This window comes from Stenotrophomonas sp. Marseille-Q4652, from assembly GCF_916618915.1.
Lineage (GTDB): Bacteria > Pseudomonadota > Gammaproteobacteria > Xanthomonadales > Xanthomonadaceae > Stenotrophomonas.
In genome coordinates this window covers 293555-319007 of sequence record NZ_CAKAKE010000001.1, presented here as the reverse complement: position 1 = coordinate 319007, position 25453 = coordinate 293555, and the positions used below count along the sequence as shown (strand labels likewise).

23 protein-coding genes and 1 tRNA gene are annotated in these 25453 nt (G+C 67.3%); 5 read left to right on the top strand and 19 right to left on the bottom strand.

Annotation, left to right across the window (positions count from 1 at the left end):
- Window positions 1-52 precede the first annotated feature (52 nt).
- The gene (locus tag LG380_RS01425) at window positions 53-673 is read left to right on the top strand and encodes a DUF937 domain-containing protein (RefSeq protein WP_225763263.1); all 621 of its coding nucleotides are present in this window, start codon (window positions 53-55) and stop codon (window positions 671-673) included.
- A 120-nt stretch (window positions 674-793) separates the two neighbouring features.
- Entirely contained in the window at window positions 794-3010 is a 2217-nt protein-coding gene (gene katG, locus LG380_RS01420; protein ID WP_225763262.1) for a catalase/peroxidase HPI, read from the top strand.
- Between the two features lie 73 nt (window positions 3011-3083).
- Here katG and LG380_RS01415 read toward each other — a convergent pair whose 3' ends face one another.
- Both LG380_RS01415 and LG380_RS01410 read right to left on the bottom strand, forming a co-directional pair.
- Window positions 3084-3494, bottom strand: a complete 411-nt coding sequence (locus LG380_RS01415) for a S4 domain-containing protein (protein WP_225763261.1) — start codon at window positions 3492-3494, stop codon at window positions 3084-3086.
- Entirely contained in the window at window positions 3487-3744 is a 258-nt protein-coding gene (locus LG380_RS01410) for a hypothetical protein (RefSeq protein ID WP_225763260.1), read from the bottom strand. Before LG380_RS01410 ends, LG380_RS01415 begins: the two co-directional genes overlap by 8 nt.
- Window positions 3745-3897: 153 nt before the next feature.
- Here LG380_RS01410 and LG380_RS01405 point away from each other — a divergent pair, with 153 nt between their 5' ends.
- Complete coding sequence (locus LG380_RS01405; RefSeq protein WP_225763259.1) at window positions 3898-5397, top strand: MATE family efflux transporter; 1500 nt, start codon at window positions 3898-3900, stop codon at window positions 5395-5397.
- Window positions 5398-5534: 137 nt separating this feature from the next.
- On the opposite strand, the gene rplS is transcribed toward LG380_RS01405, so the two are convergent.
- The 6 genes from rplS to ffh form a co-directional block, all read right to left on the bottom strand.
- Window positions 5535-5933, bottom strand: a complete 399-nt coding sequence (gene rplS, locus LG380_RS01400; protein WP_225763258.1) for a 50S ribosomal protein L19 — start codon at window positions 5931-5933, stop codon at window positions 5535-5537.
- A 146-nt stretch (window positions 5934-6079) separates the two neighbouring features.
- On the bottom strand, window positions 6080-6823 hold the full coding sequence (gene trmD / locus LG380_RS01395; RefSeq protein WP_225763257.1) for a tRNA (guanosine(37)-N1)-methyltransferase TrmD: 744 nt from the start codon (window positions 6821-6823) through the stop codon (window positions 6080-6082).
- A gap of 58 nt (window positions 6824-6881) precedes the next feature.
- Window positions 6882-7394, bottom strand: coding sequence for a ribosome maturation factor RimM (rimM, locus tag LG380_RS01390; protein WP_225763256.1), 513 nt, complete (start codon window positions 7392-7394; stop codon window positions 6882-6884).
- Between the two features lie 42 nt (window positions 7395-7436).
- Window positions 7437-7697: a 30S ribosomal protein S16 gene (rpsP, locus tag LG380_RS01385; RefSeq protein ID WP_225763255.1), complete on the bottom strand. Its 261-nt coding sequence runs from the start codon at window positions 7695-7697 to the stop codon at window positions 7437-7439.
- 111 nt (window positions 7698-7808) lie between these two features.
- Window positions 7809-8612, bottom strand: coding sequence for an aminotransferase class IV family protein (locus LG380_RS01380; RefSeq protein WP_225763254.1), 804 nt, complete (start codon window positions 8610-8612; stop codon window positions 7809-7811).
- Between the two features lie 22 nt (window positions 8613-8634).
- A complete protein-coding gene (gene ffh / locus LG380_RS01375) occupies window positions 8635-10014 on the bottom strand; it encodes a signal recognition particle protein (protein ID WP_225763253.1) in 1380 nt (459 codons plus the stop codon).
- A 107-nt stretch (window positions 10015-10121) separates the two neighbouring features.
- Between ffh and ccsA the strand changes: the two genes are divergently transcribed.
- The gene (gene ccsA, locus LG380_RS01370) at window positions 10122-10907 is read left to right on the top strand and encodes a cytochrome c biogenesis protein CcsA (protein ID WP_225763252.1); all 786 of its coding nucleotides are present in this window, start codon (window positions 10122-10124) and stop codon (window positions 10905-10907) included.
- Between the two features lie 63 nt (window positions 10908-10970).
- Here ccsA and radA read toward each other — a convergent pair whose 3' ends face one another.
- The gene (radA, locus tag LG380_RS01365) at window positions 10971-12365 is read right to left on the bottom strand and encodes a DNA repair protein RadA (RefSeq protein ID WP_318780073.1); all 1395 of its coding nucleotides are present in this window, start codon (window positions 12363-12365) and stop codon (window positions 10971-10973) included.
- Window positions 12366-12395: 30 nt separating this feature from the next.
- A complete protein-coding gene (locus LG380_RS01360; protein ID WP_225763250.1) occupies window positions 12396-13076 on the bottom strand; it encodes a lysoplasmalogenase in 681 nt (226 codons plus the stop codon).
- Between the two features lie 269 nt (window positions 13077-13345).
- Between LG380_RS01360 and LG380_RS01355 the strand changes: the two genes are divergently transcribed.
- Complete coding sequence (locus LG380_RS01355; protein WP_225763249.1) at window positions 13346-15427, top strand: bifunctional diguanylate cyclase/phosphodiesterase; 2082 nt, start codon at window positions 13346-13348, stop codon at window positions 15425-15427.
- Window positions 15428-15729: 302 nt separating this feature from the next.
- Here LG380_RS01355 and cyoD read toward each other — a convergent pair whose 3' ends face one another.
- The 9 genes from cyoD to LG380_RS01310 form a co-directional block, all read right to left on the bottom strand.
- A complete protein-coding gene (gene cyoD, locus LG380_RS01350; RefSeq protein ID WP_225763248.1) occupies window positions 15730-16065 on the bottom strand; it encodes a cytochrome o ubiquinol oxidase subunit IV in 336 nt (111 codons plus the stop codon).
- The gene (gene cyoC / locus LG380_RS01345; RefSeq protein WP_225763247.1) at window positions 16065-16700 is read right to left on the bottom strand and encodes a cytochrome o ubiquinol oxidase subunit III; all 636 of its coding nucleotides are present in this window, start codon (window positions 16698-16700) and stop codon (window positions 16065-16067) included. The genes cyoD and cyoC overlap by 1 nt, the downstream gene beginning before the upstream one ends.
- Complete coding sequence (cyoB, locus tag LG380_RS01340) at window positions 16697-18694, bottom strand: cytochrome o ubiquinol oxidase subunit I (protein ID WP_225763246.1); 1998 nt, start codon at window positions 18692-18694, stop codon at window positions 16697-16699. The genes cyoC and cyoB overlap by 4 nt, the downstream gene beginning before the upstream one ends.
- A 2-nt stretch (window positions 18695-18696) precedes the next feature.
- Window positions 18697-19725 carry a ubiquinol oxidase subunit II gene (gene cyoA / locus LG380_RS01335; RefSeq protein ID WP_225763245.1) on the bottom strand — a complete coding sequence of 343 codons (1029 nt, stop codon included), beginning with the start codon at window positions 19723-19725 and terminating at the stop codon, window positions 18697-18699.
- A gap of 315 nt (window positions 19726-20040) precedes the next feature.
- Window positions 20041-20116, bottom strand: a tRNA-Thr gene (locus LG380_RS01330).
- Between the two features lie 36 nt (window positions 20117-20152).
- On the bottom strand, window positions 20153-21103 hold the full coding sequence (ispH, locus tag LG380_RS01325; protein ID WP_225763244.1) for a 4-hydroxy-3-methylbut-2-enyl diphosphate reductase: 951 nt from the start codon (window positions 21101-21103) through the stop codon (window positions 20153-20155).
- A gap of 57 nt (window positions 21104-21160) precedes the next feature.
- The gene (gene lspA, locus LG380_RS01320; RefSeq protein ID WP_225763243.1) at window positions 21161-21667 is read right to left on the bottom strand and encodes a signal peptidase II; all 507 of its coding nucleotides are present in this window, start codon (window positions 21665-21667) and stop codon (window positions 21161-21163) included.
- Window positions 21667-24498 (bottom strand): isoleucine--tRNA ligase, encoded by a 2832-nt coding sequence (gene ileS, locus LG380_RS01315; RefSeq protein WP_225763242.1) that lies wholly within the window; start codon window positions 24496-24498, stop codon window positions 21667-21669. The genes lspA and ileS overlap by 1 nt, the downstream gene beginning before the upstream one ends.
- A complete protein-coding gene (locus LG380_RS01310; protein WP_225763241.1) occupies window positions 24495-25442 on the bottom strand; it encodes a bifunctional riboflavin kinase/FAD synthetase in 948 nt (315 codons plus the stop codon). The genes ileS and LG380_RS01310 overlap by 4 nt, the downstream gene beginning before the upstream one ends.
- Window positions 25443-25453: the final 11 nt, after the last annotated feature.

The following is a 25453-nucleotide window of genomic DNA, read 5'->3' as shown; positions in this document are numbered from 1 at the left end:
CCGGCGCACGGCGCTATCCTCGCCTCCACGATCCCTGCCGCAGGAGCCTGCCGTGAATACGTCCTCGCTTGCCGCCAGCCTGTTCGAGCAACTGCAACAGGAGGGCCTCGGCCCGGTGTCGCAGAAACTAGGAATCGACGAATCCCAGGCCCGCCAGGCCATTGGCACGGCGGTGCCGCTGCTGCTGGCGGCGATGGGCAGCAATGCCAGCTCCCCACAGGGCGCCCAGTCCCTGCTCAACGCCCTGCAGCGCGACCACGCCCCTGCCGCGGACCGGCCGCCGCCCGGGCTTGGCCAGTTGCTGGACACTGTGCTCGGTGGCGGTGCCGGCAAGGCCGGCGATGGCACGGGCATCCTCGGCCACGTCTTCGGCAACCAGACGCCCCAGGCCGCCCAGGTGCTGGGCCGACAGGCCGGCCTGGACAGCGGCAAGGCTTCGCAGCTGCTCGCGGTGCTGGCGCCCATCGTGATGGCCTTCCTTGCCCGGCGCTTCGCCCAGCAGGGCAACGCCAACGAACTTCGCGACACGCTGGGCCAGGAGAGCCGCCAGCTTGGGCTGGGCGGTGGCGGCATGGGCGACCTGCTTGGCGGTCTGCTCGACCAGGACGGCAATGGCCGGCTGGATGCCGGCGACCTGTTGAAGCTCGGCGCCGGCCTTCTCGGCAAACGATAAGCAATAGCTATCGTTTGATTCGGTTAATTCAAATTTACCGATCCATCGACCGTGCTTATGGTGTCTCCACCCCACACGGTCCCGGCCCAGCCGGAAGCCCATTGTCAAAAGGAATTCCCCATGAGCACCGAAGCCAAGTGCCCGTTCCCCCATGCCGCCGCCGGCGGCGGCACCACCAACCAGCACTGGTGGCCGAACCAGCTGCGCCTTGACCTGCTCAACCAGCATTCGGAGCGCTCCAATCCGCTCGGCAAGGACTTCAACTACCGCGAGGAATTCAGGAAGCTCGACTACGCCGGGCTGAAGAAGGACCTGCTGGAACTGATGACCAACTCCCAGGAATGGTGGCCGGCCGACTTCGGCAGCTATGCCGGCCTGATGATCCGCATGGCCTGGCACAGCGCCGGCACCTATCGCAGCGGTGATGGCCGTGGCGGCGGCGGCCGTGGCCAGCAGCGCTTCGCCCCGCTCAACTCGTGGCCGGACAACGTCAGCCTGGACAAGGCGCGCCGGCTGCTGTGGCCGATCAAGCAGAAGTACGGCCAGAAGATCTCCTGGGCCGACCTGATGATCCTGGCGGGCAACGTCGCGCTGGAATCGGCGGGTTTCCGCACCTTCGGCTTCTCCGGCGGCCGCGAGGACGTGTGGGAACCGGACATGGACGTGTACTGGGGCCGCGAGACCACCTGGCTGGGTGGCGACGAACGCTATGCGCATGGCTCCGAGGGCGTGGTCAAACCGGGCGAGGCCGCCGTGCTGTCGGCCGACGACGATGCCGGCGGCAAGGTCCACAGCCGCAAGCTGGAGAATCCGCTGGCCGCGGCGCAGATGGGCCTGATCTACGTCAATCCGGAAGGCCCGGATGGCAACCCCGACCCGCTGCTGGCCGCCCATGACATCCGCGACACCTTCGCGCGCATGGGCATGAACGACGAGGAGACCGTCGCCCTGATCGCCGGTGGCCACACCATCGGCAAGACCCACGGCGCCGGCCCGGCCGAGAACGTGGGTGCCGAACCGGAAGCAGGCGACCTCGAGCTGCAGGGGCTGGGCTGGGCCAACAAGTTCGGTACCGGCAAGGGTGCCGATACCATCACCTCCGGCCTGGAAGTGACCTGGACCAGCACCCCGGCGCAGTGGGGCAACGACTTCTTCAAGTTCCTGTTCGACTTCGAGTGGGAGCTGACCCGATCGCCGGCCGGCGCGCACCAGTGGGTGGCCAAGGACGCCGAGGCGTTCATTCCGGGCCCGACCCCGGATTCGCCCAAGCGCAAGCCGACCATGCTCACCACCGACCTGTCGCTGCGCGTGGATCCGATCTACGAAAAAATCTCGCGCCGCTTCCGCGACGACCCGCAGGCCTTCGCCACGGCCTATGCGCGTGTCTGGTTCAAGCTGACCCACCGCGACATGGGCCCAAAGGCACGTTACATCGGCCCGGAAGTGCCCAACGAGGACCTGATCTGGCAGGACCCGCTGCCGCGCCCGCTGCACAATCCGTCCCCGGCCGACATCGCCGAGGCCAAGGCGAAGATCGCCGCCTCGGGCCTGTCGGTGGGTGACCTGGTGTCGGTGGCCTGGGCCTCGGCGTCGACCTTCCGCGGCGGCGACAAACGGGGCGGCGCCAACGGTGCGCGCCTGCGTCTGGATCCGCAGCGCGGCTGGCAGGTCAACCAGCGCGCTGTGCAGGTGCTGCCCAGGCTCGAGGAGATCCAGAAGGGCTCGAACCTGTCGTTGGCCGACATCATCGTGCTGGCCGGCAACGTCGGCGTCGAGAAGGCCGCCACCTCGGCCGGCTTCCCGACCGAAGTGCCGTTCACCCCGGGCCGCGTGGATGCGCTGCAGGAACAGACCGACGTCGAATCCTTCAGCTTCATGGAGCCGTTCGCCGATGGTTTCCGCAACTACCTCAAGTCCGCCTCCGAGGTGCCGGCCGAGCACCTGCTGGTCGACAAGGCCCAGCTGCTGACCCTGACCGCACCGGAGATGACCGCCCTGGTCGGTGGCCTGCGCGTGCTGGATGCCAACTGGGACGGCGGCAAGGCCGGTGTGCTGACCGACCGTCCGGGCACGCTGAGCACGGACTTCTTCGTCAACCTGCTGGACATGGCCACCGAGTGGAAGCCGGCCGGCCGCAACCTGTTCGACGGCCTGGACCGCAAGACCGGCGCCAAGAAGTACACCGGCACCCGCGTGGACCTGGTGTTCGGCTCCAACTCGGTATTGCGCGCCCTCGCCGAGGTCTACGCACAGGCCGATGGCGCGGAGAAGTTCGTCAAAGACTTCGTCGCCGCCTGGGTCAAGGTGATGGAGCTGGACCGCTTCGACCTGCGCTGATCGCACGCAGGCAGCAATACGAAAGGACCGGGCCGCAAGGCCCGGTCCTTTCTTGTGTGTCCCGAAAAACTGCTTACAGCGCGTCGATGTCGCCCAGTGCGCGGATCAGCCGGCGCGCACGCTTGTCCGGCTTGTGCTCGGGCGGCTGGTAGCCGGTGCGCGCGGCCATGCGCTGCTTGCGGGCCAGCTCGCGGGCTTCGCGGGAGGCCGCGCTTTCCTCGTACAACGCCTGTGCCACCGCTGCAGGGCCGCGGCTGTCGCTGAGCCCACGCACGCTGACCTCGAACACGTCATCGCCGCGCACGATGCGCAGCGCATCGCCGATGCGCACCGAGCGCGAGACCTTGGGCCGTTGTCCGTCCACCTCGACCTTGCCCGTCTCCACCGCCTGCTTGGCCAGGCTGCGGGTACGGAAAAAGCGTGCCGCCCACAACCAGACGTCCAGGCGGATCGCGACCGGGGTGGTGTCCGCTGCTTCAGTCATTCTTTTTCCTGAAATCCACTTCCATCGGCTTGCCGCGGGACTGTTCGCTACTCCATGTCAGGGAGCGCTCCGGATTGCAGCGCTCATGGCGCGCGGAACGCGTGCCCTTGCTGCCGTCATCCAGCGGATCGTTGCCGACCAGGCAATCGGGCCGGTCGGCTGGCCGCACGCCCGCGTCCATCAACCGGTCCTGGCTGGCGCACGCCGACAGCGCCAGCATCGCCACCACCACCCCCATACGACTGACCATCAACCTCTCCCTGTAGTGTCGGGCGGGCCACCATGGCCGCACCGTGTCCGACAACCGATCCTAGCCTCGCGCGTGCCGGACCGCACAGGAAGGAAGTACCGGAATGTCACGCGGCCACTGCTAGGGTTCACGTTCCACTCCGCTGAATACGCCATGGCTGCCACCGCTCCTTCCCGATCGCTCACCGAAGGCCCGATCGGCCGCAACCTGCTGCTGTTCTCGCTACCCATCCTTGCCGGCAACATCGCCCAGTCGCTCAATGGCTCGGTCAACGCGATCTGGGTCGGCCGCTTCCTTGGCGAGGCCGCGCTCACCGCCACGGCCAACGCCAACAACATCATGTTCTTCCTGATCGGTTCGGTGTTCGGCATCGGCATGGCCGCCTCGATCCTGATCGGCCAGTCGATCGGCGCCCGCGACATCGGCCAGGCGCGGCGGATCATGGGTTCCAGCGCGACGTTCTTCATCGGGATCTCGGTGCTGATCGCCATTGCCGGACAGTTCGTCTCCCACCGGCTGCTGCTGGCGATGGGCACGCCGGAGGCCTCGCTGGAAATGGCCGACGCCTACCTGCGGGTGATCTTCCTGGCGATGCCGCTGCTGTATGCCTTCGCCTTCTTCAGCGCCGCGTTGCGGGGTGCCGGCGATGCACGCACGCCGTTCCGCTTCCTGCTCCTGTCGGTCGGGCTGGATATCGTGCTCAACCCATTGCTGATCTTCGGCTACGGCCCGCTGCCGGAGCGGGGCGTAGCCGGCTCGGCGTGGGCAACGCTGGTGTCGCAGGCCACCGCCCTGCTGGCCATGGCCCTGTACCTGCGCCACAAGCGCCATGTGCTGTGGCTGGGCCGGGTGGACATGCACCTGTTCCTGCCGGACTGGACGATCATCCGCACGCTGGTGGTCAAGGGCGTGCCGATGGGCCTGCAGATGGTGCTGATCTCGCTGGCGATGATCATGATGATGAGCCTGGTCAACCACTACGGCACCGACACCGCCGCCGCCTACGGCGCCTCGATGCAGTTGTGGACCTACGTGCAGATGCCGGCAATGGCCATTGGCGCGGCGTGCTCGACCATGGCCGCGCAGAACGTGGGCGCCGGCCACTGGCCGCGCGTGGAAGCGACCACCCGCTACGGCGTGGTCTTCAACTTCCTGCTGACCGGTGTACTGATCGCGCCGATCATCCTGCTCGACCGCTGGACGCTTGCGCTGTTCCTGCCCGGCGGCAGCGCCTCGCTGGACATTGCCCGCCATCTCAACCACATCGCGGTGTGGTCGTTCCTGTTCTTCGGGGTGAACTTCGTGGTGTCCGGCGTGGTGCGCTCCACCGGTGCGGTGATGGTGCCGTTGCTGATCCTGGCAGTGACGATGTGGGGCATCCGCGTGCCGTTTGCCCGCTGGCTGCAGCCCAGCCTCGGCGTCGATGCGATCTGGTGGAGCTTCCCGGTCAGCGCGCTGCTGGCAATGCTGATGTCGCTGGCCTATTACCGCTGGGGCCGCTGGCGCGAGGCGCACATGTTGCCTGCCCAGCACCATGAGGTGGCGACGCCCGCTGAAGTGCCGGCCAGCCCGCCCTCCCCGGTCGCCGATCCGGCCCCGGACCTGGCCGGGGAAACAATGGACCACCCGGCAACGCCGGCGCGCGGGCGCTGAGCCGGCCAGCTACGTCGCTGCTTCGCTGCCACTGGTGTGTCCCGCGGCGGCAGCAAACACAAGGCCGGCGAATCCAGCCGCCACAAACGCAAACGGCCACCCGAAGGTGGCCGTCGCTGACAACGGGGTTGTCGGTATTACTTGGCAGCCAGACGGGCAGCCTTGGCCTGCGCAGCGGCAGCCAGGTCTTCCTTGATGCGGGCAGCCTTGCCTTCCAGGCCACGCAGGTAGTACAGCTTGCCCGAGCGGACCTTGCCGCGGCGCTTGACTTCGACCGAGTCGATGATCGAGCTGTGGGTCTGGAACACGCGCTCGACGCCGTAGCCGTGCGAGATCTTGCGGACGGTGAACGAGGAGTTCAGGCCGGCGTTCTTGGTGCCGATCACCACGCCTTCATAGGCCTGGATACGCTCGCGGTTGCCTTCCTTCACCTTGACGTTCACCACGACGGTGTCGCCCTGGCTGAACTTCGGCAGTTCGCGGGTGATCTGGGCGGATTCGAATTCCGCGACGATGGATTTGTTCAGCTTGCTCATGGGTGCACCGATTGTGTTCGGGGTGGGCGTGTCGATTGACAGCTTGGGCTCATGCGGTCGCCGGATTGCGCCACACGTTTGTTATTGGATCCCTCACGGACATGCCCGTGGGAATCCGCAATTCTAACGGGTTCGCCGGGCCCGCGCTAGGGGCGCGGATCCTTGCGGGCCTCGGCCAGCAGGGCCTTGTCGGCCTTGGACAGGGAGCTCTCGTCGAGCAGGTCCGGGCGCCGCTGCGCCGTGCGCAGCAGGGACTGCTGCCGGCGCCAGCGGGCGATCGCGGCGTGGTTGCCCGAGCGCAGCACGTCCGGCACGTCACCCAGCGGATGGCTGGCCGGCTGGCTGTAGTGGGGGCAGTCGAGCAGGCCGTCGCCTTCGAAGCTGTCCTGCACCGCGGATTCGGCATCGTTGAGGGCACCTTCCTGCAACCGGGTGACTGCGTCGACGATCACCGCCGCGCCCAGCTCGCCGCCGGACAGCACGTAGTCGCCGATGGAGATCTCCTCATCCACCGCCGAGGCCAGGAAGCGCTCGTCCACGCCCTCGTAGCGCCCGCACAGCAGGATCATCCGCGGCAGCGCGGCCAGCTCCCGGACCCTGGCCTGGGTCAGCGGCTTGCCCTGCGGACTGAGGTAGATCACCGGTGCCGGCTGCGGGTCGGCGGCGCGTACCGCCTCCAGGCAGGCCTGCAGCGGCTCGATCAGCATCACCATGCCGGGGCCGCCGCCGAAGGGACGGTCGTCGACGCGGCGATAGTTGCCCTCGGCGTAATCGCGCGGATTCCAGCCGTGCAGCGACATCAGCCCGCGCTCCTGCGCACGGCCGACCACGCCCAGCGCAGCGGACTGGGCCAGGAAGTCGGGAAACAGGGTGATGACGTCGATGCGCATGGAGGCGTGCGGGAGGTCGGCGGCAGTGCGAAAGCACCTTACCCCCGTCCGGCCGGGACTAGAACTCGGGGTCCCAGTCGACCACGATCAGGTCGGCGTCGAAATCCACCGACTTGACGAAATCCGGCTGCACGAACGGCACCAGCCGCTCGCGGTCACCGACCACGGACATCACGTCGTTGGAGCCGGTGGAGAACAGGTGCGACACCCGGCCCAGGGACACGCCCTCGACGGTCTGCACCTGCAGGCCTTCCAGATCGACCCAGTAGTATTCGTCCGGCCTTGGCGGCGGCAGCGCGCTGCGCGGCACGTAGATCTCGGTGCCGCGCATGGCCTCGACCACGTCGCGGTCGGTCACGCACGGCAGCGTCGCCACCAGGTGCTTGCCCGAATCGCGGCCACGGGCGCCGGTCATTTCGGTTTCCTGCCCGGAGGGACTGCGCAGGATCCACGGCTGGTAGCGGAAGATCGAGGTGCGTGGTTCGGTCCAGGACTCGAGCTTGGCCTCGCCCCGGACACCAAAAGCGCCGGTCACCCTGCCCAGCAGGATCCGGCGCTCGGTATCTTTCATCTGCGTATACCAACGGGCCACCCTTGCGGGTGGCCCTCAGGATCAGGCCGCGGTGGCCTGGACCTTGGCCGCTTCCTTGTACAGGTTGCGGACCTTGTCGGTCATCTGGGCGCCGTTGGCGACCCACTTGTCGACAGCGGCAATGTCCAGCACCACGCGCTGCTCGGCGCCCTGGGCGACCGGGTTGTAGTAGCCGACGCGCTCGATGTTGCGGCCGTCGCGGGCGCTACGGACGTCGGTAACGATGATGTGGTAGAACGGACGCTTCTTGGCGCCGCCGCGGGTCAGTCGAATCTTGACCATGGGGATTTTCCTTTGTTGCCCAGTCGCCAGGATGGCGAGGTAAGCGGCGAATTATAGCGGCGGCTACGGCGCATTCCAAGCCCACCCCCGCTTTCGACCCGGAGACCTGCCTCAGGCCGGGGCCAGCGGTTCCCATGGCACCGGATCCAGCACCTGCCGCGCCTGCTCATACAGGGCCTGCGAGCCCGCGAGTGCCTGCCCGTCGATGCTGGCCAGCGGCCACAGCCCGGAGGCATTGCAGGCGATTGCCGCGCCGAACCGGCCCAGCCCGTCCAGCATCACCGGGTATTCCTGCTGCGGCCCCTCCCAGCCGTCTCGCAGCAGCGCCTCGGCCGTGCCGCGCAGCGCGGGGGCCTGCGGCCATACCAGCTGGCTGCCGTCGTGGAAGACGATGTTCCAGGTGCTGCCCTCGCTGATGCGCCCCTCCGCATCGACGAACAGCACGTCGTCAAAGCCGTCGCGCATCGCCGCCCGACGCTGCTGGAACAGCGGGAAGGTGCCGACGTGCTTGATCTGCGGGGTGTCGCGGCGGAAGCACGCGGTACGCACCCGCCGTGGCCGCGGCTCGATCGCCACCGGCGCACCGACGGCGACCAGTACGTCGAGCGCCATCGCCCGCAGCGGGTTGCGGAAATCGAACTGGGGGGAAAACACGGTCACCCGCAGCGAGGCATCGTCCCGTCCGGTCGCCCGCAGCGCCTCGGCCATCCAGTTACGGACCTGCGCCAGGTCCAGCGGGCTGCCGAAAAGCTCGAGGCTGCCCTGCCGCAGACGCGAAAGATGCAGGTCCAGGCCCTGCACCGCGCCAGCGCGCACCTGCAGCGAGGTGAAGTGGCCGTAGTTGACCAGCGCCGCCGCCAGGTCCGGCACGCCGGCGGGCCGACCGTTGCAGAACAGCGCGTCCATCGCGGCCATTACCGGGCGGCGTCGCGGGGGCTCAGCGGAACGGCAGTCCGCCGCGGCCGCCCATCATGCCCATCATCCCCTTCATGTTGCGCATCAGGCCCTTCATGCCGCCGCCGGCCAGCTTGCCCATCATCTTTTCCATCTGCTGGTACTGCTTCATCAGCTTGTTGACGTCGGACGGCTGGGTGCCGGAGCCGCGGGCGATGCGGGCGCGACGCGAACCGTTGAGGATGGCCGGGTTGCGGCGCTCCTTCTTGGTCATCGAGTTGATGATGGCGATCATGCGCGGCACTTCCTTGCTGCCGGCGACCTGCGCCTTGAGGTTCTCCGGGATCTGGCCCAGGCCCGGCAGCTTGTCCATCAGGCCGCCGATGCCGCCCATGTTCTGCATCTGCTCGAGCTGGTCGCGCATGTCGTTGAGGTCGAACTTCTTGCCCTTGGCGACCTTCTCGGCCAGCTTCTGCGCCTTGTCCTTGTCGACCTGCTGCTCGACCTGCTCGACCAGCGACAGCACATCGCCCATGTCCAGGATGCGGCTGGCGACGCGGTCGGGGTGGAATACGTCCAGGCCGTCGACCTTCTCGCCGGTACCGACGAACTTGATCGGCTTGCCGGTGATGTAGCGCACGGAGAGCGCGGCGCCGCCGCGGGCGTCACCGTCGGTCTTGGTCAGCACCACGCCGGTCAGCGGCAGTGCCTCGCCGAAGGCCTTGGCGGTGTTGGCCGCGTCCTGGCCGGTCATCGAGTCGACCACGAACAGGGTTTCGGCCGGATTGACCGCCGCGTGCAGGGCCTTGATCTCGGCCATCATCGCTTCGTCGATGGCCAGGCGGCCGGCGGTATCGACCAGCAGCACGTCCACGAAGGACTTGCGCGCATCGGCGATGGCGGCGTTGACGATGTCCACCGGCTTCTGGTCGGCCGCCGACGGGAAGAACAGCACGCCGGTCTGCTCGGCCAGGGTCTTGAGCTGCTCGATCGCGGCCGGACGGTAGACGTCGGCCGACACCACCATCACCTTCTTCTTGCGCTTTTCCTTCAGGTGCTTGGCCAGCTTGCCCACGGTGGTGGTCTTGCCGGCGCCCTGCAGGCCCGCCATCAGGATGATTGCAGGGGCCGGGACGTTGAGGTTCAGGTCGCTGGCCTGGGCACCCATCACCGTGGTCAGCTCGTCGCGCACGACCTTGATCAGGGCCTGGCCCGGGGTCAGCGACTTGAGCACTTCCTGGCCGACCGCACGCACCTTGATGCGCTCGATCAGCGCCTGCACCACCGGCAGCGCGACGTCGGCCTCCAGCAGCGCGATGCGGACCTCGCGGGTGGCCTCGCGGATGTTCTCCTCGGTGAGGCGGCCGCGCCCGCGCAGGCGCTCGATGGTGCCGGAAAGGCGCTGGGTCAGGGACTCGAACATGCGGTGCAACCTGCGGGCAAAGGACGGAAACGGCGCATTATAGCCGCTGGCCCGCAGCCACCCGTGGATGCATCGCATCGGGGTGCGCGCTATGCGAAACTGCTTCGATGGCAATCGTTCTCGTCGCGGCCCTGTCCTACCTGGTCGCCAGCCTGCTGCTGGCCCATACCGCCCTGCATCCAGGCAAGGGGCGCTGGCGCTGGCTGGCGCCGGGCATCCTGGCCGTGGCGCTCCATGGCCTGCACCACGTCGACATCGCGCTCTCGACCCCGGGTGGCCCGGACCTGCATTTCTTCGCCGCGCTGTCGCTGGTCGGGCTGGGCATGGCCGGGCTGACCAGCCTGGTCGCCGCCCGCGGCCGGCTTGGCGCGCTGGCGCTGGTGGCCTATCCGCTGGCCGCCCTCTCGCTGCTGGCCTTCCAGTTCGCCGACCATTCGCCATCCCCGGCACTGGGCTGGCGGCTGGCCACCCATGCCTGGCTGGCACTGCTGGCCTACGCCACGCTGGCCGTGGGCACCCTGCTCGCGCTGATGCTGCGGGTCCAGGAACGTGCCCTGCGCCAGCGCCGGCTCGGTGGCATGAGCCGCATCCTGCCGCCGCTCAATGAACTGGAAACGCTGCTGTTCCGCACGATCAGCGCCGGCTTCTTCCTGCTGACCCTGGCCCTGATCAGCGGCGTGCTGTTCGTCGATGACCTGCTGGCGCAGAAGCTGGTGCACAAGACTGTGCTCAGCGTGCTGTCGTGGGTGGTGTTCGGCACGCTGCTGCTGGGCCGCTGGCGCTGGGGCTGGCGCGGCCTCAAGGCCGTGCGCCTGACCCTGGTCGCCAGCATCCTGCTGCTGCTGGCCTTCTTCGGCTCCAAGGCCGCGATCGAGCTGGTGTTCAACCGCTGACGCCGGCGGCGAACGCTGGCGCCAATCCACCAGCCCAGGGAAGCGCGCCCCGACACGATCGCACTATTCGCAGGCAGCTTCGATGGCCTGCGACAGCCGCTCCACCGCGATGATCTCCAGCCCCTTGATCTGTCCGCCCTTGGGCGCATTGGCCTTGGGCACGATGGCGCGCTTGAAGCCGTGGGTAGCGGCCTCGCGCAGACGTTCCTCGCCGTTGGGCACCGGGCGGATCTCGCCGGACAGGCCGACCTCGCCGAAGGCAATCGTCTTTTCGCCCAGCGGCCGGTCCTGCAGCGAGGACAGCACCGCCAGCAGCACCGGCAGGTCGACCGCGGTTTCCTGCACGCGGATGCCGCCGACCACGTTGACGAACACATCCTGGTCGCCGACCACCACGCCGCCATGGCGATGCAGCACCGCCAGCAGCATCGCCAGCCGGTTCTGTTCCAGGCCGACGGCAACGCGGCGCGGATTGGACAGCGGCGAGGAATCGACCAGCGCCTGCACCTCCACCAGCAGCGGGCGCGTGCCTTCGCGGGTGACCATCACGCAGCTGCCGGGCTGGCGGGTGCTGCCGCCGGACAGGAAGATCGCCGACGGGTTGGGCACTTCCTTCAGGCCCTTCTCGCCCATCGCGAACACGCCCAGCTCGTTGACCGCGCCGAAGCGGTTCTTGAACGCGCGCAACACGCGGAAACGGCTGCCGCTCTCGCCTTCGAAATACAGCACTGCATCGACCATGTGCTCGAGCACGCGCGGCCCGGCGATGCCGCCCTCCTTGGTGACGTGGCCGACCAGGAACACCGCGGTGCCAGTCTCCTTGGCGTAACGCACCAGCCGCGCGGCGCTCTCGCGCACCTGGCTCACCGAGCCGGGTGCGGCGGTCAGGGTTTCGGTCCACAGCGTCTGTACCGAGTCGGCCACGATCAGCCGCGGCTTCGCTGCCGAGGCGTGCTGCAGGATGTTCTCGATGCCGGTCTCGGCCAGTGCGTTGAGGCCGTCCAGCGGCAGGTCCAGCCGCACCGCGCGCCCGGCCACCTGGGCCAGCGATTCCTCGCCGGTGACGTAGAGCACCGGTAGTTGCGCGGCCATCATCGCCAGCGCCTGCAGCAGCAGGGTCGACTTGCCGATGCCCGGGTCGCCACCGACCAGCACCACCGCACCTTCAACCAGGCCGCCGCCCAGCACGCGGTCGAACTCACCGATGCCGGTGGAGACACGTGCATGCTCGCCCTGCTGCACGTCCTTGAGCGCGGTGATCTTCGGCGCCTCGACCTTGCCGGCCCAGCCGGTGCGGCGCGAGGCCGGCGACCTGGCCGCGGCTGGGCTTTCCAGTGCGATCTCGCTGAGCACGTTCCACACACCGCACTCGGTGCACTGCCCCTGCCACTTGCTGTACTCGGCGCCGCATTCGCTGCACACGTAGGCGGTGCGGGGCTTGCCCGTGCTCTTGGCCATCATCGATCCTGTCTCGGAAGGGGCACAACTCTAGCGCGGCGCATTCGCGCCGGCTGAGACCGAGCGGGCAATGCACCATTGCGCGAGGAAATACGTGGCCAGGATTCCCAGTGCCGGCAGTGGCACGGCGCCGGCAAAGCGGTCCCAGGCCAGCAGCGAATCGCTGCTGATGAACAGCACAGCGCCCAGCGCCGCACTACCGGCGGCGCCACGACCGGCAACCCCGGCAGGCATCTGCCGCCAGCGCGCCAGTGCGACCCACACCATCGTCGCTAGCACCAGCAGGTAGACCACCACCGGCGCCCGCAGCGCATTTTCCAGATACCGCCACAGCGCCAGCACGTTGGCCGCGCCGTAGGCAACCAGCACCAGGCCGATGCCGGGCGAGTGCAGCAGGCGCACCCCGGGAATGAAGGCGGCGATGTAGCAGAGGTGGGCCAGCAGGAAGGCCACCAGCCCCGGCACAAAGAAGTCACCGGGCAGCATCAGGAACACATCACCGGCCAGGGACAGCAGCAGCCCAGCCACCACCCAGCGCTGGTAGCGCGGAACGACACCCTCGGCCCAGAGCGCGGCGCACAGCACCAGCACCGTCGTCAGCGGCTTGCACACGTAATGCAGCCACAGCCAACCACCCCCTGCCGCCGCGCCGATGATCGCCCCAGCGGCAGCCAGCGCCACCGCCATCCCCAACATCCGGTTCCGTTCCATGCATTCTCCCCTTCCAGAGCGCCAAGCATCCCCGGCCGGCCTGGCGAAAGCAAAAGGGTGGCCCTCGGGACGACGCTTGCTGAACAGGCAACTGGGCCCCGCCCGGCCCTGGCGTCGGCGCTTGCTAGAATCCGCGCGCATTCGGTGCACCACCATGTCTTTGCACCCTGGCCCTGGCCCTGCCCGTCCGCGATGGCGCAGGATCCCAGGCACCCGGGACGCTGCCTGACAGCCTGCAAGCCGTTGCTCCAACCCACACGGCTTTCCGCATGTCCGGCACCTACAACCCCCAGCTCGTCTTCGCCGCCTTCCTGGTTGCCATCCTCGCCTCGTATACCGCGCTGGACATGGCCGGGCGGGTGCGCCACACCAAGGGAAGCGTTTCCCGCGCCTGGCTGGCGGCGGGCACGCTGGCCATGGGACTGGGGGTGTGGTCGATGCACTTCATCGGCATGCTCGCCTTCCGTCTGCCGATCCCGCTGGGCTACGACCTGGCCATCACCGGCTATTCGCTGCTGGCTTCACTGGCAGCCTCCGGCTATGCACTGTGGCTGGTGTCGCGTCCGCAGCTACGGCGCCGCCAGCTCGCCACCGGCGCACTGCTGATGGGCCTGGGCATCGCCACCATGCACTACCTGGGCATGGCGGCAATGCGCATGGACCCCGGCATCGACTACGACCCGCTGTGGTTTGCCGGCTCGATCGTGATCGCCATCGCTGCGTCCGCTGCAGCGCTGTGGATCACGCTGTGGCTGGAAACGAGCCAGGTACCGCGCCTGTCGATGCGCCTGCTGGCCTCGCTGCTGATGGGCCTGGCCATCGTCGGCATGCATTTCACCGGGATGGCGGCGGCGAACTTTCCGGCCGGCAGCATCTGCAGCGCGGCCGGCAATGGCGGCATGGACAGCCATTGGCTTGCCCTGGTGGTGATCGTCGCCACGGTGGCGACGATCGGTATCGCGCTGATCGCCTCGGTCTACGACCGGCAGATGCGCCAGCGCACCGGGCGGCTCAGCGAATCGCTGGCCGATGCCAATGAAAAGCTGGTCCAGGCCGCGCTGCACGATCCGCTCACCCACCTGCCCAACCGCCTGCTGCTGCAGGACCGGCTGGAGCAGGCCATCCTCAAGGCCCGGCGCAATGGCCAGCTGCTCGCGCTGATGTTCGTCGACCTCGATGGCTTCAAGGAGGTCAACGATGCCTACGGCCACCACCTCGGCGACCACGTCCTCAGGCTGGTGGCCGGACGTATCGCCAGGGCCGTGCGGGCCCAGGACACCATCGCGCGGCTGGGTGGCGACGAGTTCATCGTGCTCACCCAGGTCGATACGCCGGAGGACGCCGCCGAAGTCGCGCAGCGGATCTGCAGCACCCTGGCCGAGACCATGCCCACCGACGAGGCGGACATCGCCATCGGCGCCAGTATCGGCGTGGCCTTCTACCCGCAGGATGCCCAGGACGCCCACGGCCTGCTCGCCAGCGCCGACACGGCGATGTACCACGCCAAGCAGCACGGCCGTAACGGCTACAGCTTCTTCACCCCGACGATGCAAGCCGCCGCGAGCGACGCCCTGCGCCTGCTGCAGGACCTGCGGCGCGCCCAGCAGCGCGGGGAGCTGGTCCTCCATTACCAGCCCAAGTTCGCGGCCGGCGCACCGGCGCTGGTGACCGGCGCCGAAGCCCTGTTGCGCTGGAACCACCCCGAGCGCGGCTTCTTGGCTCCGGACCTCTTCATCCCGCTGGCCGAGCGCAGCCGGCTGATTCTCCCCATCGGGCAATGGGTGCTGGACCAGGCCTGCGCGCAGCTGCGCCGCTGGCATGACGCCGGCTACCCACACTGGTCGATGGCGGTAAATCTCTCCCCCGTGCAGTTCACCGACAGCGAACTGCCCCGGCTGGTCGCCGACACCCTGCAGCGCCATCGCATTCCCGCCGACAGGCTGACCCTGGAAATCACCGAAACCACGGCTATGAAGGACGTGGATGCCAGCCTGGCGATCCTGTCGGCGCTGACCGCGCTGGGCGTCCGCATCTCGATCGACGACTTCGGCACCGGTTACTCCAGCCTGCTCTACCTCAAGCGCATGCCGGCCTCCGAGCTGAAGATCGACCGCGCCTTTGTCCGCGATCTTGTGCACGGCGCCGAGGACGCAGCGATCGTGTCGTCGATCATCGCGCTGGGACGCACGCTCAACCTGCGCATCGTTGCCGAAGGCGTGGAGACCCGGGAACAGCAGGCCTACCTCAGCGAACTGGGCTGTGATTCCCTGCAGGGCTACCACCTGGGCCGGCCGATGGATGCGGCACGCTTCCTGGACGCGGCAGGGCACGGCGCGTCGTCACCGGGCTGATTCCGTAAGCTGGCACTGCGCCTGCGCAGCTGGCAGCGCTGCGATCTCCCCAGGACCCGCACGCATTCCACGGGCGCGCAGAGCGCCACTCCCTTGGTCCGCGACGTCCGCGGCAAGGCTCATGGGGTGGACATGTCCAGAATCCACTCGCCGGGCCTGTGCCTGCGCCCGGCACATGCGCGAAGCCGCAGGCGGACATCGACGGGGATGTCGCAGCCCTCCCGTCGAGCAGCCAGCAGCGAGGCGCAGGCAAGAAAAAGGCCGCCCGGAGGCGGCCTTTTCCTTCAAACCGGCGAAGCGGCTCAGTGCATCATGAAGTAGTTCATGTTCCACATCACCCACAGGGTGCCGGCAACGATGATGCCGATGACCACCAAGGTGAACAGGCCGGCATTGATGTTCCAGCGCGAGGACGAGGAACCGTCCAGGTGCAGGAAGAACACCAGGTGCACCAGCAACTGCAGGATGCCGGCGACCAGGATCACCATGCCGGCGGCGAAGCCGGTCATGCTGCCGCTCATCACCACCCAGAACGGGATGATGGTGAGCACGGCTGCCAGCACGAAGCCGATCAGGTAGGACTTGACGCTGCCGTGGCTTTCGCCGCCGGCGCCATGGGTGTTGTCGTGTGCGGACATTACAGGGCTCCCGACAGGTAGACGACAGAGAACACGCCGATCCAGACCAGGTCCAGGAAGTGCCAGAACAGGCTCAGGCACGCCATGCGGGTCTTGTTGGTCTGGGTCAGGCCGTTCTGCTTGAGCTGGACGAACATCACCAGCAGCCACAGCAGGCCGGCGGTCACGTGCAGGCCGTGGGTACCGACCAGGGCGAAGAACGCCGACAGGAAGGCGCTGTGGCCCGGGCCATGGCCGTTATGGATCAGGTGATTGAACTCCCAGATTTCCATGGCCATGAAGCCGGCGCCCAGCAGCCAGGTAATCGCCAGCCAGCCGAACATCAGGCCGACCTTCTTCTGGTGCATGGCGATCATGCCCAGGCCGAAGGTCAGCGAGGACAGCAGCAGCAGCGCGGTTTCCCAGGCCACGAAGGACAGGTCGAACAGGTCCTTGCCGGCCGGGCCGCCGTTGGTGGCACCGGAGAGCACCACGAAGGTCACGAACAGGGTGGCGAAGATGAGCAGATCGCTCATCAGGTACACCCAGAAACCGAAGATGGTGTTCTCGCCGGTGTCGTGGTGCTCGTGGTCGTGGCCATGGTCCGCCGCATGCGCGGCGGAACCGTGGTTCAGGGTGTGGGAGATATTGCTCATGCCTTCAGCTCCGTCTTCACCAGCCCCTGGGCTTCCAGGTGGCGGCGATGCTCATTTTCGATGCGCTCGACCTCGGCCGCCGGCACGTAGTAGTCCACGTCCTTGTCGAAGGTGCGGTAGATGAACGTGCCGATCATGCCGACCAGGCCGACGATGGCCAGCCACCAGATGTGCCAGATCATCGCAAAGCCGAACACCAGGCTGAAGGCGCCGATCACCACGCCGGTACCGGTGTTGCGCGGCATGTGGATGTCGGCGTACTTCGCCGGCTTCGGCCAGGCCTCACCACGCTGCTTGCGCGCCCAGAAGTCGTCCAGCTCCTCGCCCTTCGGCAGCACGGCGAAGTTGTAGAAGGCCGGCGGCGAAGAGGTTTCCCACTCCAGCGTACGGGCATCCCATGGGTCGCCGGTCAGGTCCGCGTTCTTCTTGCGGTCGCGGATCGAGACGATGATCTGGATCACCTGGCACAGGATGCCCAGGGCGATGATCGCCACGCCGATGCCAGCCACGATGAAGTACGGCTGGTATTCCAGGTTCGGGTAGCTCTGCATGCGGCGGGTGGCGCCCATGAAGCCCAGGATGTACAGCGGCATGAAGGCGACATAGAAGCCGATGAACCAGCCCCAGAACGCACGCTTGCCCCAGGTTTCGTCCAGCTTGAAGCCGAACATCTTCGGGAACCAGTAGGTGATCCCGGCGAACATGCCGAACACCACGCCGCCGATGATCACGTTGTGGAAGTGGGCGATCAGGAACAGCGAGTTGTGCAGCACGAAGTCGATGGCCGGGATGGCCAGCATCACGCCGGTCATGCCGCCGATCACGAAGGTCACCATGAAGCCGATGGTCCACATCACCGGGGTGGTGAAGTGCACGCGGCCGCGGAACATGGTGAACAGCCAGTTGAAGATCTTCACGCCGGTCGGGATCGAGATGATCATCGTCGTGATGCCGAAGAAGGCATTGACGTTGGCGCCCGAACCCATGGTGAAGAAGTGGTGCAGCCACACGATGAAGGACAGCACGCCGATGGCGGCGGTCGCGTACACCATGCCCTTGTAGCCGAACAGGCTCTTGCGCGAGTAGGTGGCAATCACCTCGGAGAACACGCCGAACGCAGGCAGCACCAGGATGTAGACCTCGGGATGGCCCCAGATCCAGATCAGGTTGACGTACAGCATGGCGTTGCCGCCACCGTCATTGGTGAAGAAGTGCGTGCCCAGGTAACGGTCCAGGGTCAGCAGCACCAGGGTGATGGTCAGCACCGGGAAGGCGGCGACGATCAGCAGGTTGGTCACCAGCGCGGTCCAGCTGAACACCGGCATCTTCATCAGCGGCATACCCGGGGTACGCATCTTGAGGATGGTGATGAAGAAGTTGATGCCGCTCAGCGTTGTACCCAGGCCTGCTACCTGCAGTGCCCAGATGTAGTAATCCACGCCGACGCCCGGGTTGTAGTCCAGGCCCGACAGCGGCGGGAACGCCAGCCAGCCGGTCTGGGCGAATTCGCCCACGCCCAGCGAGATCATCATCAGCGCCGCGCCGGCCACGAACAGCCAGAAGCTCAGCGAGTTGACGAACGGGAACGCCACGTCGCGCGCGCCGATCTGCAGCGGCACGACCAGGTTCATCAGGCCGGTGATCAGCGGCATCGCCACGAAGAAGATCATGATCACGCCGTGGGCGGTGAAGATCTGGTCGTAGTGGTGCGGCGGCAGCACGCCCTCGGCACCGCCAGCGGCAATGGCCTGCTGGACACGCATCATGATCGCGTCGGCGAAGCCGCGCAGCAGCATGACGAAGGCAACGATGAGGTACATCGCGCCGATCTTCTTGTGGTCAACCGAGGTGAACCACTCCTTCCAGAGATAGCCCCACAGCTTGAACTTGGTGATCAGTGCGAGGACCAGCAGTCCGCCGATGCCGGCCGCGATCAACGTCGTGATCACGATCGGGTCGTGCGGAATGGCTCCCCAAGAGAGTTTTCCGAACATTGTCATTCTCCCGAGACGCCGTGCCCCTGGTGGGCCGCGTGCTCGTCAGTGATTTCAGTGTGCGCGTGTTCCACCGCTTCCTCGGCGGCGCCGGCATCATGCGCGGCGTGGCCTTCATGGCCCTCGTGCCCTTCGGCACCGTCCCTGGCGGCATGCTTCATGCCGAAGTGGTGGTTGTCGCCCATGTGCTTCTCGACAACCCAGTCGAACAGGCCGTCCTCGACCTGGCCGTAGTAGGTTACCGGGTACCAGTCATGGTTGCGCTCGGCGCCCAGTTCGGCGAAGGCGGCCTTGTCCATGCGCTTGCCATCGGCGCGCACCTCGCCCAGCCACTGCTGGTACTCGGCATCGCTCACCGAATGGGCAGTGAAGTGCATCTTGGAGAAGCCGTTGCCGCTGTAGTTCGACGAACGCCCCGGGAAGGCACCTTCCTCGTTGGCGATCAGGTGCAGCTTGGTCTCCATGGCGGCCATCGAGTAGACCATACTGCCCAGGTGCGGGATGAAGAACGCATTCATCACCGTGTCGGAGGTCAGCTTGAAGTTCAGCGGGGTATCGACCGGGAACTTCAGTTCGTTGACGACCGCGACCTTCTCTTCCGGATAGATGAACAGCCACTTCCAGTCGAGCGAAACCGCTTCGATCTCGATGCCCGGCTTTTCATGCTCCAGCGGCTTGTACGGGTCCAGCGCATGCGAGGAGCGCCAGGTCAGCACGGCCAGTACCAGCACGATCATGCACGGGATCGACCAGACCACCACTTCGATGGCGGTGGAGTGCGACCACGTCGGCTCGTAGCGGGCCTTGGTGTTGGAAGCGCGGTACTTCCATGCGAATGCCAGGGTCAGCACGATCACGGGAATGACGACCAGCAGCATCAGCACGGTGGCCGTGATGAGCAGGGTCTTCTCGTCCTGGCCGATCTGGCCCTTGGGGCTGAGGATGGCCGAGTTGCAGCCCGCGAGGATCGCGGTCATGACAAGCAGCAGGCCCGGACGCAGCATGCGTCCAAGAGATTTCAACGGAATCATCGGTCGATCCAATTGCGAGGGGGCGCCGAACCCACGACCGGACCGTATCCGCATGCGCGGATCGCCCCACATCGGGTTACCGATGCGGAGCGATGACTTGGTCATGGATTCAGCCCCGTGATTTTAGGCGGCGCAGGAATCTTTAGAAAGACTCGGGCAATGATCCAGCGCAGTAAAAGCGGGTTTTGATGTGCGACATATTGCCGCACCGCGCGCGCATCCCGTCTTTTGCATAGACAAACTCCCGCGTGTCGATGGGCTGATGCGCGCGCCGGAGGCGGAGCAAAAAAAGACCAGCCGGAGCTGGTCTGAATATGGTGCCGGAAACAGGAGTCGAACCTGCGACCTACGCATTACGAATGCGCCGCTCTACCAACTGAGCTATTCCGGCGAAGCCGTGAATTCTAGGCCCTGCCCCGCATACCGGTCAATCGACCAGGCGCAGGCGCAGTTCCTTGGGCAGGGCGAACACCATCGACTCGGGCTCGCCATCCAGCTCGGCCACGCTGCCAGCGCCGAGCTCGCGCAGGCGCGCGATCACGCCATCGACCAGCACCTGCGGCGCGGAGGCGCCCGCGGTCAGGCCGATGTGCTGCTTGCCGATCACCCAGGAAGGATCGATCTCGTGCGCGCCATCGATCAGGTAGGACTCCACGCCCTCGCGCCGGGCCAGCTCGGCCAGACGGTTGGAGTTGGAGCTGTTGGGCGAGCCGACCACCAGCACGAGGTCACAGCGGCGCGCCAGTTCGCGCACCGCGTCCTGGCGGTTCTGGGTGGCGTAGCAGATGTCGTCGTTCTTCGGGCCCTGGATGGCCGGGAAGCGCCGGCGCAGCGCCTCGATCACCGCGCGGGTGTCGTCCACCGACAGCGTGGTCTGGGTGGTGTAGGCGAAGTTGTCTGGCTGCGCCACGACCAGCGCGTCCACGTCCTCGACGCTTTCCACCAGGTAGATCTGGCCGGTGCCGCCCTCGCGGCTCCATTGCCCCATCGTGCCCTCTACCTCCGGATGGCCTTCGTGGCCGATCAGCACCACGTCGCGGCCGGCGCGGCAGTGGCGGCTGACTTCCAGGTGGACCTTGGTCACCAGCGGACAGGTGGCATCGAACACCTTCAACCCGCGGCGGTCGGCCTCGGCACGCACCGCCTTGGAGACGCCATGGGCGCTGAAGATCACGGTGTTGCCGTCCGGCACCTCGTCGAGCTCCTCGACGAAGATCGCCCCGCGCGCCTTCAGGTCATCGACCACGAAGCGGTTGTGCACGACCTCGTGGCGCACGTAGATCGGCGCACCCAGCGTCTCGATCGCACGCTTGACGATCTCGATCGCACGGTCGACGCCGGCACAGAAGCCTCGGGGGTTGGCGAGCAGGACATCCATCAAATCAGCAGCTCCGGCCGGCTACGGCCGGTTCCATGCGGGGGGGACAGGCGGGAATTATCCCGCTTTCTTGGCCTTCTTGCCTTCGAACAGACCGAACAGTGCGATGCCGATGGCGCCACCGACGATCGCCATGTCGGCCACGTTGAACGCCGGCCAGTAATGCTCGCCGACGTGCCACTGGATGAAGTCGACCACGTGACCATGCACCAGGCGGTCAATCACGTTGCCGATCGCGCCGCCGATCACGAGCGCGTACGGCAGCGCGCCGCGCCAGTCACCGCGGGCGGTACGCGACAGCCAGAACGCCAGCAGCCCGCTGATGCCCACTGCCAGAGCGGTGAAGAAATACAGCTGCCAGCCACCGGCATTGCTGAGGAAGCTGAATGCCGCGCCGGTGTTGTAAGTGCGGAACCAGTTCCAGAAGCCCTCGATGACGACCACCGGCTGGTACTCGGGCAGGCTGGACAGCACCCAGGCCTTGGACCACTGGTCCAGGCCGATCACGGCTGCCGACAGCAGCAGCCACACCAGTGCATTGGGATGCGGACGCGCAGCGGTCATCAGAACCACCGCCGGTCTTCGGCGGCGCCGTCGACGTTGCCGGCGCAACGGCCACACAGCTCCGGATGCGCGGCCACGCTGCCGACGTCGGCACGATAGTGCCAGCAGCGCACGCACTTGTCCTTGCTGGTCGGCTGGGCGCTGACGAACACCTCGTCGGTGGTCGCCGGGCGCACCTGCACATCGCCGCTGATGAACAGGAAGCGCAGCTCGTCTGCCAGCGGCTGCCAGCGCACGGCCTGCTCTTCGCTGGCGGCGATGGTGATCTCCGCCTCCAGCGCGGCACCGATGGCGCCGTTGGCGCGCATCGGCTCGAGCACCTTGGCCACCTGCTCGCGCACGGCCAGCAACTGGTCGAAATCAGCGGCTGACAGCTGGGCGTCGGCCGGCATTGACGCCAGGCCCTCGTACCAGGTGGTGAACAGCACGTTGTCCTTGCGCCCGCCCGGCAGGTAGCCCCACAGCTCGTCGGCGGTGAAGGTCAGGATCGGCGCGATCCAGCGGGTGAAGGCCTCGGCGATGTGGAACATCGCCGTCTGCGCCGAGCGCCGGCCGCGCGAATCGGTCGGCATCGTGTACAGGCGGTCCTTGGTCACGTCCAGGTACAGCGAGCCCAGGTCCACGCTGCAGAAGTTCAGCAGCAGCTGGACGATCTCGGCCATGTTGTAGACGTCGTAGGCAGCCTTGATCTTCTCCTGCAGCTCCCAGGCGCGGTGCACGATCCAGCGGTCGAGCACGACCATGCCGTCCAGCGGCACCGCGTGCGCGGCCGGGTCGAAGCCGTCCAGGTTGCCGAGCAGGAAGCGCGCGGTGTTGCGCAGGCGGCGGTAGGCGTCGGCATTGCGCTTGAGGATTTCCTGCGACAGCGACATCTCGTTGGAATAGTCGGCGCTGGCGATCCACAGGCGCAGGATGTCCGCGCCCAGGGTCTTCATGATGTCCTGCGGCTCGATACCGTTGCCCAGCGACTTGGACATCTTGCGACCGTGCTCGTCCACGGTGAAGCCGTGGGTCAGGCATTGCTTGTACGGCGCATGGCGGTCGATCGCCACGCCGGTCAGCAGCGAGGACTGGAACCAGCCGCGGTGCTGGTCAGAACCTTCCAGGTACAGATCGGCCGGCTTGCCGAAGCCACGCTCCAGCAGCACGCCTTCATGGGTCACGCCCGAGTCAAACCAGACGTCGAGGATGTCGGTGACCTTCTCGTACTGCGCGGCCTCCTCGCCCAGCAGCTCGCTGGCATCGAGCGAGTACCACACGTCGATCCCCTCGACCTGCACGCGGTCGGCCACCGCGTTCATCAGCTCGACGCTGCGCGGATGCGGTTCACCGGTCTGGCGATGGGTGAACAGCGCGATCGGCACGCCCCAGGTCCGCTGGCGGCTGATGCACCAGTCCGGGCGGCCGTCGACCATGGAACTGATGCGCGCCTTGCCCCAGCCCGGGAACCAGCCGACGCTGTCGATGGCAGCCATGGCATCGGCACGCAGGCCGGCCTTGTCCATCGAGATGAACCACTGCGGGGTGGCGCGGAACACCACCGGCGTCTTGTGCCGCCAGCAGTGCGGGTAGCTGTGCTGGATCTCTGCGAAGGCCAGCAGCGCGCCGGAGGCACGCAGCACGTCCACGATCAGCGGCTGCGCCTTCCACAGGTGCAGCCCGGCCAGTCCCACGTCGCCCGCCGGCGGGGTCGATTCCAGGTACACGCCACGGCCGTCGACCGGATTGACCTGGCCGGCGTTGTACGTGTCCATCAGCCCGTACTTCTGGCTGACCACGAAGTCTTCCTGGCCGTGCCCGGGCGCGGTGTGCACCGCGCCGGTGCCGTCGGCATCGGACACGTGCTCGCCGTTGAGCAGCGGGATGTCGCGCTGCGGGTAGAACGGATGCGCCAGCAGCTGGTTCTCCAGCGCCGAGCCCGGGGCGTGGCCGTGGACGATCACCTCCTCCACGCCATAACGCTTGAGCGAACGCTCGGCCAGCGCCGAGGCCAGGACCAGCCAGCGGCGGCGGCCCTCATGGGCCGGACCTTCAACCAGCGCGTATTCGATGTCGGCACCCAGCGACACCGCCAGCGAGGCCGGCAGCGTCCACGGCGTGGTGGTCCAGATCGGCACCGCCACTTCCACGTCGCCAGGCAGCTCCACGCCGAAGCTGGCCGCCAGCGCCTTGCCGTCGCGCGCGGCGTAGGCCACGTCGATCGCCGGCGAGGTCTTGTCCTGGTATTCGATCTCGGCCTCGGCCAGCGCCGAGCCGCAGTCAAAGCACCAGTGCACCGGCTTGGCGCCGCGCACCAGGTGGCCATTGGCCACGATCTTGGCCAGCGCGCGGATCTCGTTGGCCTCGAAGGCGAAGTCCAGGGTCTTGTACGGGTTGTCCCAGTCGCCGGTCACGCCCAGGCGCTTGAAGTCGCGGCGCTGCAGCTCGATCTGCTCGGCGGCGTACTCGCGGCACTTCTGCCGGAACTGCACCGCGTCCAGCTTGGTGCCGACCTTGCCGAACTTCTTCTCCACCGCGATCTCGATCGGCAGGCCGTGGCAGTCCCAGCCCGGCACGTAGGGCGCATCGAAGCCGGCCAGGTAGCGCGACTTGACGATGATGTCCTTGAGGATCTTGTTGACCGCGTGGCCCAGGTGGATCTGGCCGTTGGCATAGGGCGGGCCGTCGTGCAGCACGAACAGCGGACGGCCTTCGGCGTTGGCGCGCAACTGCGCGTACAGCCCCTGCTCCTCCCAGCGCGCCAGGATGCCCGGCTCGCGCTTGGGCAGGTCGCCGCGCATCGGGAAATCGGTTGCCGGCAGGTTGAGGGTGGCTTTGTAGTCCTGGCTCACGCGGTGGCTCGCAGTCTGTGTTCTGAAAGGATGCGACGGGCCTGCTCGGCGTCGCGATGCATCTGCGCGGTCAGCGCCGGCAGGTCGTTGAATTTCTCTTCGTCGCGCAGCTTGGCGACGAACTCCACTTCGATGTGGCGACCGTACAGGTCGCCCGCATAGTCGAACAGGTGCGCCTCGAGCAGCGGCTCGACGCCCTCCACCGTGGGCCGGGTGCCGAAGCTGGATACCGACGGCCACGGCTGCTCGAACACGCCGTGCACCCAGGTGGCGTAGATCCCGGCCAGCGCCGGGGTCTTGGGGAAGCGCAGGTTGGCGGTGGGAAAGCCCAGCGTGCGGCCCAGCTGGCGGCCGCGCACCACCCGCCCGGCAATCGTGTACGGCCGTCCGAGCAGGTCGGCGGTGCGGTCGAACTCGCCAGCCACCAGCAGCTCGCGGATGCGGGTGCTGGACACACGCTCGCCGTGCACGTGCACCGGTTCGATCTCGCCGGCGCTGAAGCCCAGCCCTGCGCCCATCTCCTGCAGCAGCGCCAGGTTGCCGCGGCGGCGGTTGCCGAAGTGGAACTGTGGGCCGATCCAGACCTCGCGGGCGCCGAGGCGGCGCACCAGCATGTCGCGCACGAAGTCCTCGGCCGCGGTGGCGGCCATGCGCCCGTCAAAGCGCAGCAGGCCGACCGAGTCGATGCCCAGCTCGCGCAGCAGCGCGACCTTGTTGCGGGCCAGACTCAGTCGCGGCGGCTTGGCCCCGGTGGCGAAGAATTCGCGCGGCAGCGGTTCGAACGCCAGGGCCACCGCCGGCAGGCCAAGCGCCCGCGCACGGGCAGCGGCGTGGCGCACCAGTGCCCGGTGGCCCAGATGCAGGCCATCGAAGGCGCCGATGCAGACCACGCTTCCCTGCGGGAACAACTCCCCGCCGTCGACGTCTCTAAACAGCCTGCTCATTCAACCCGGAT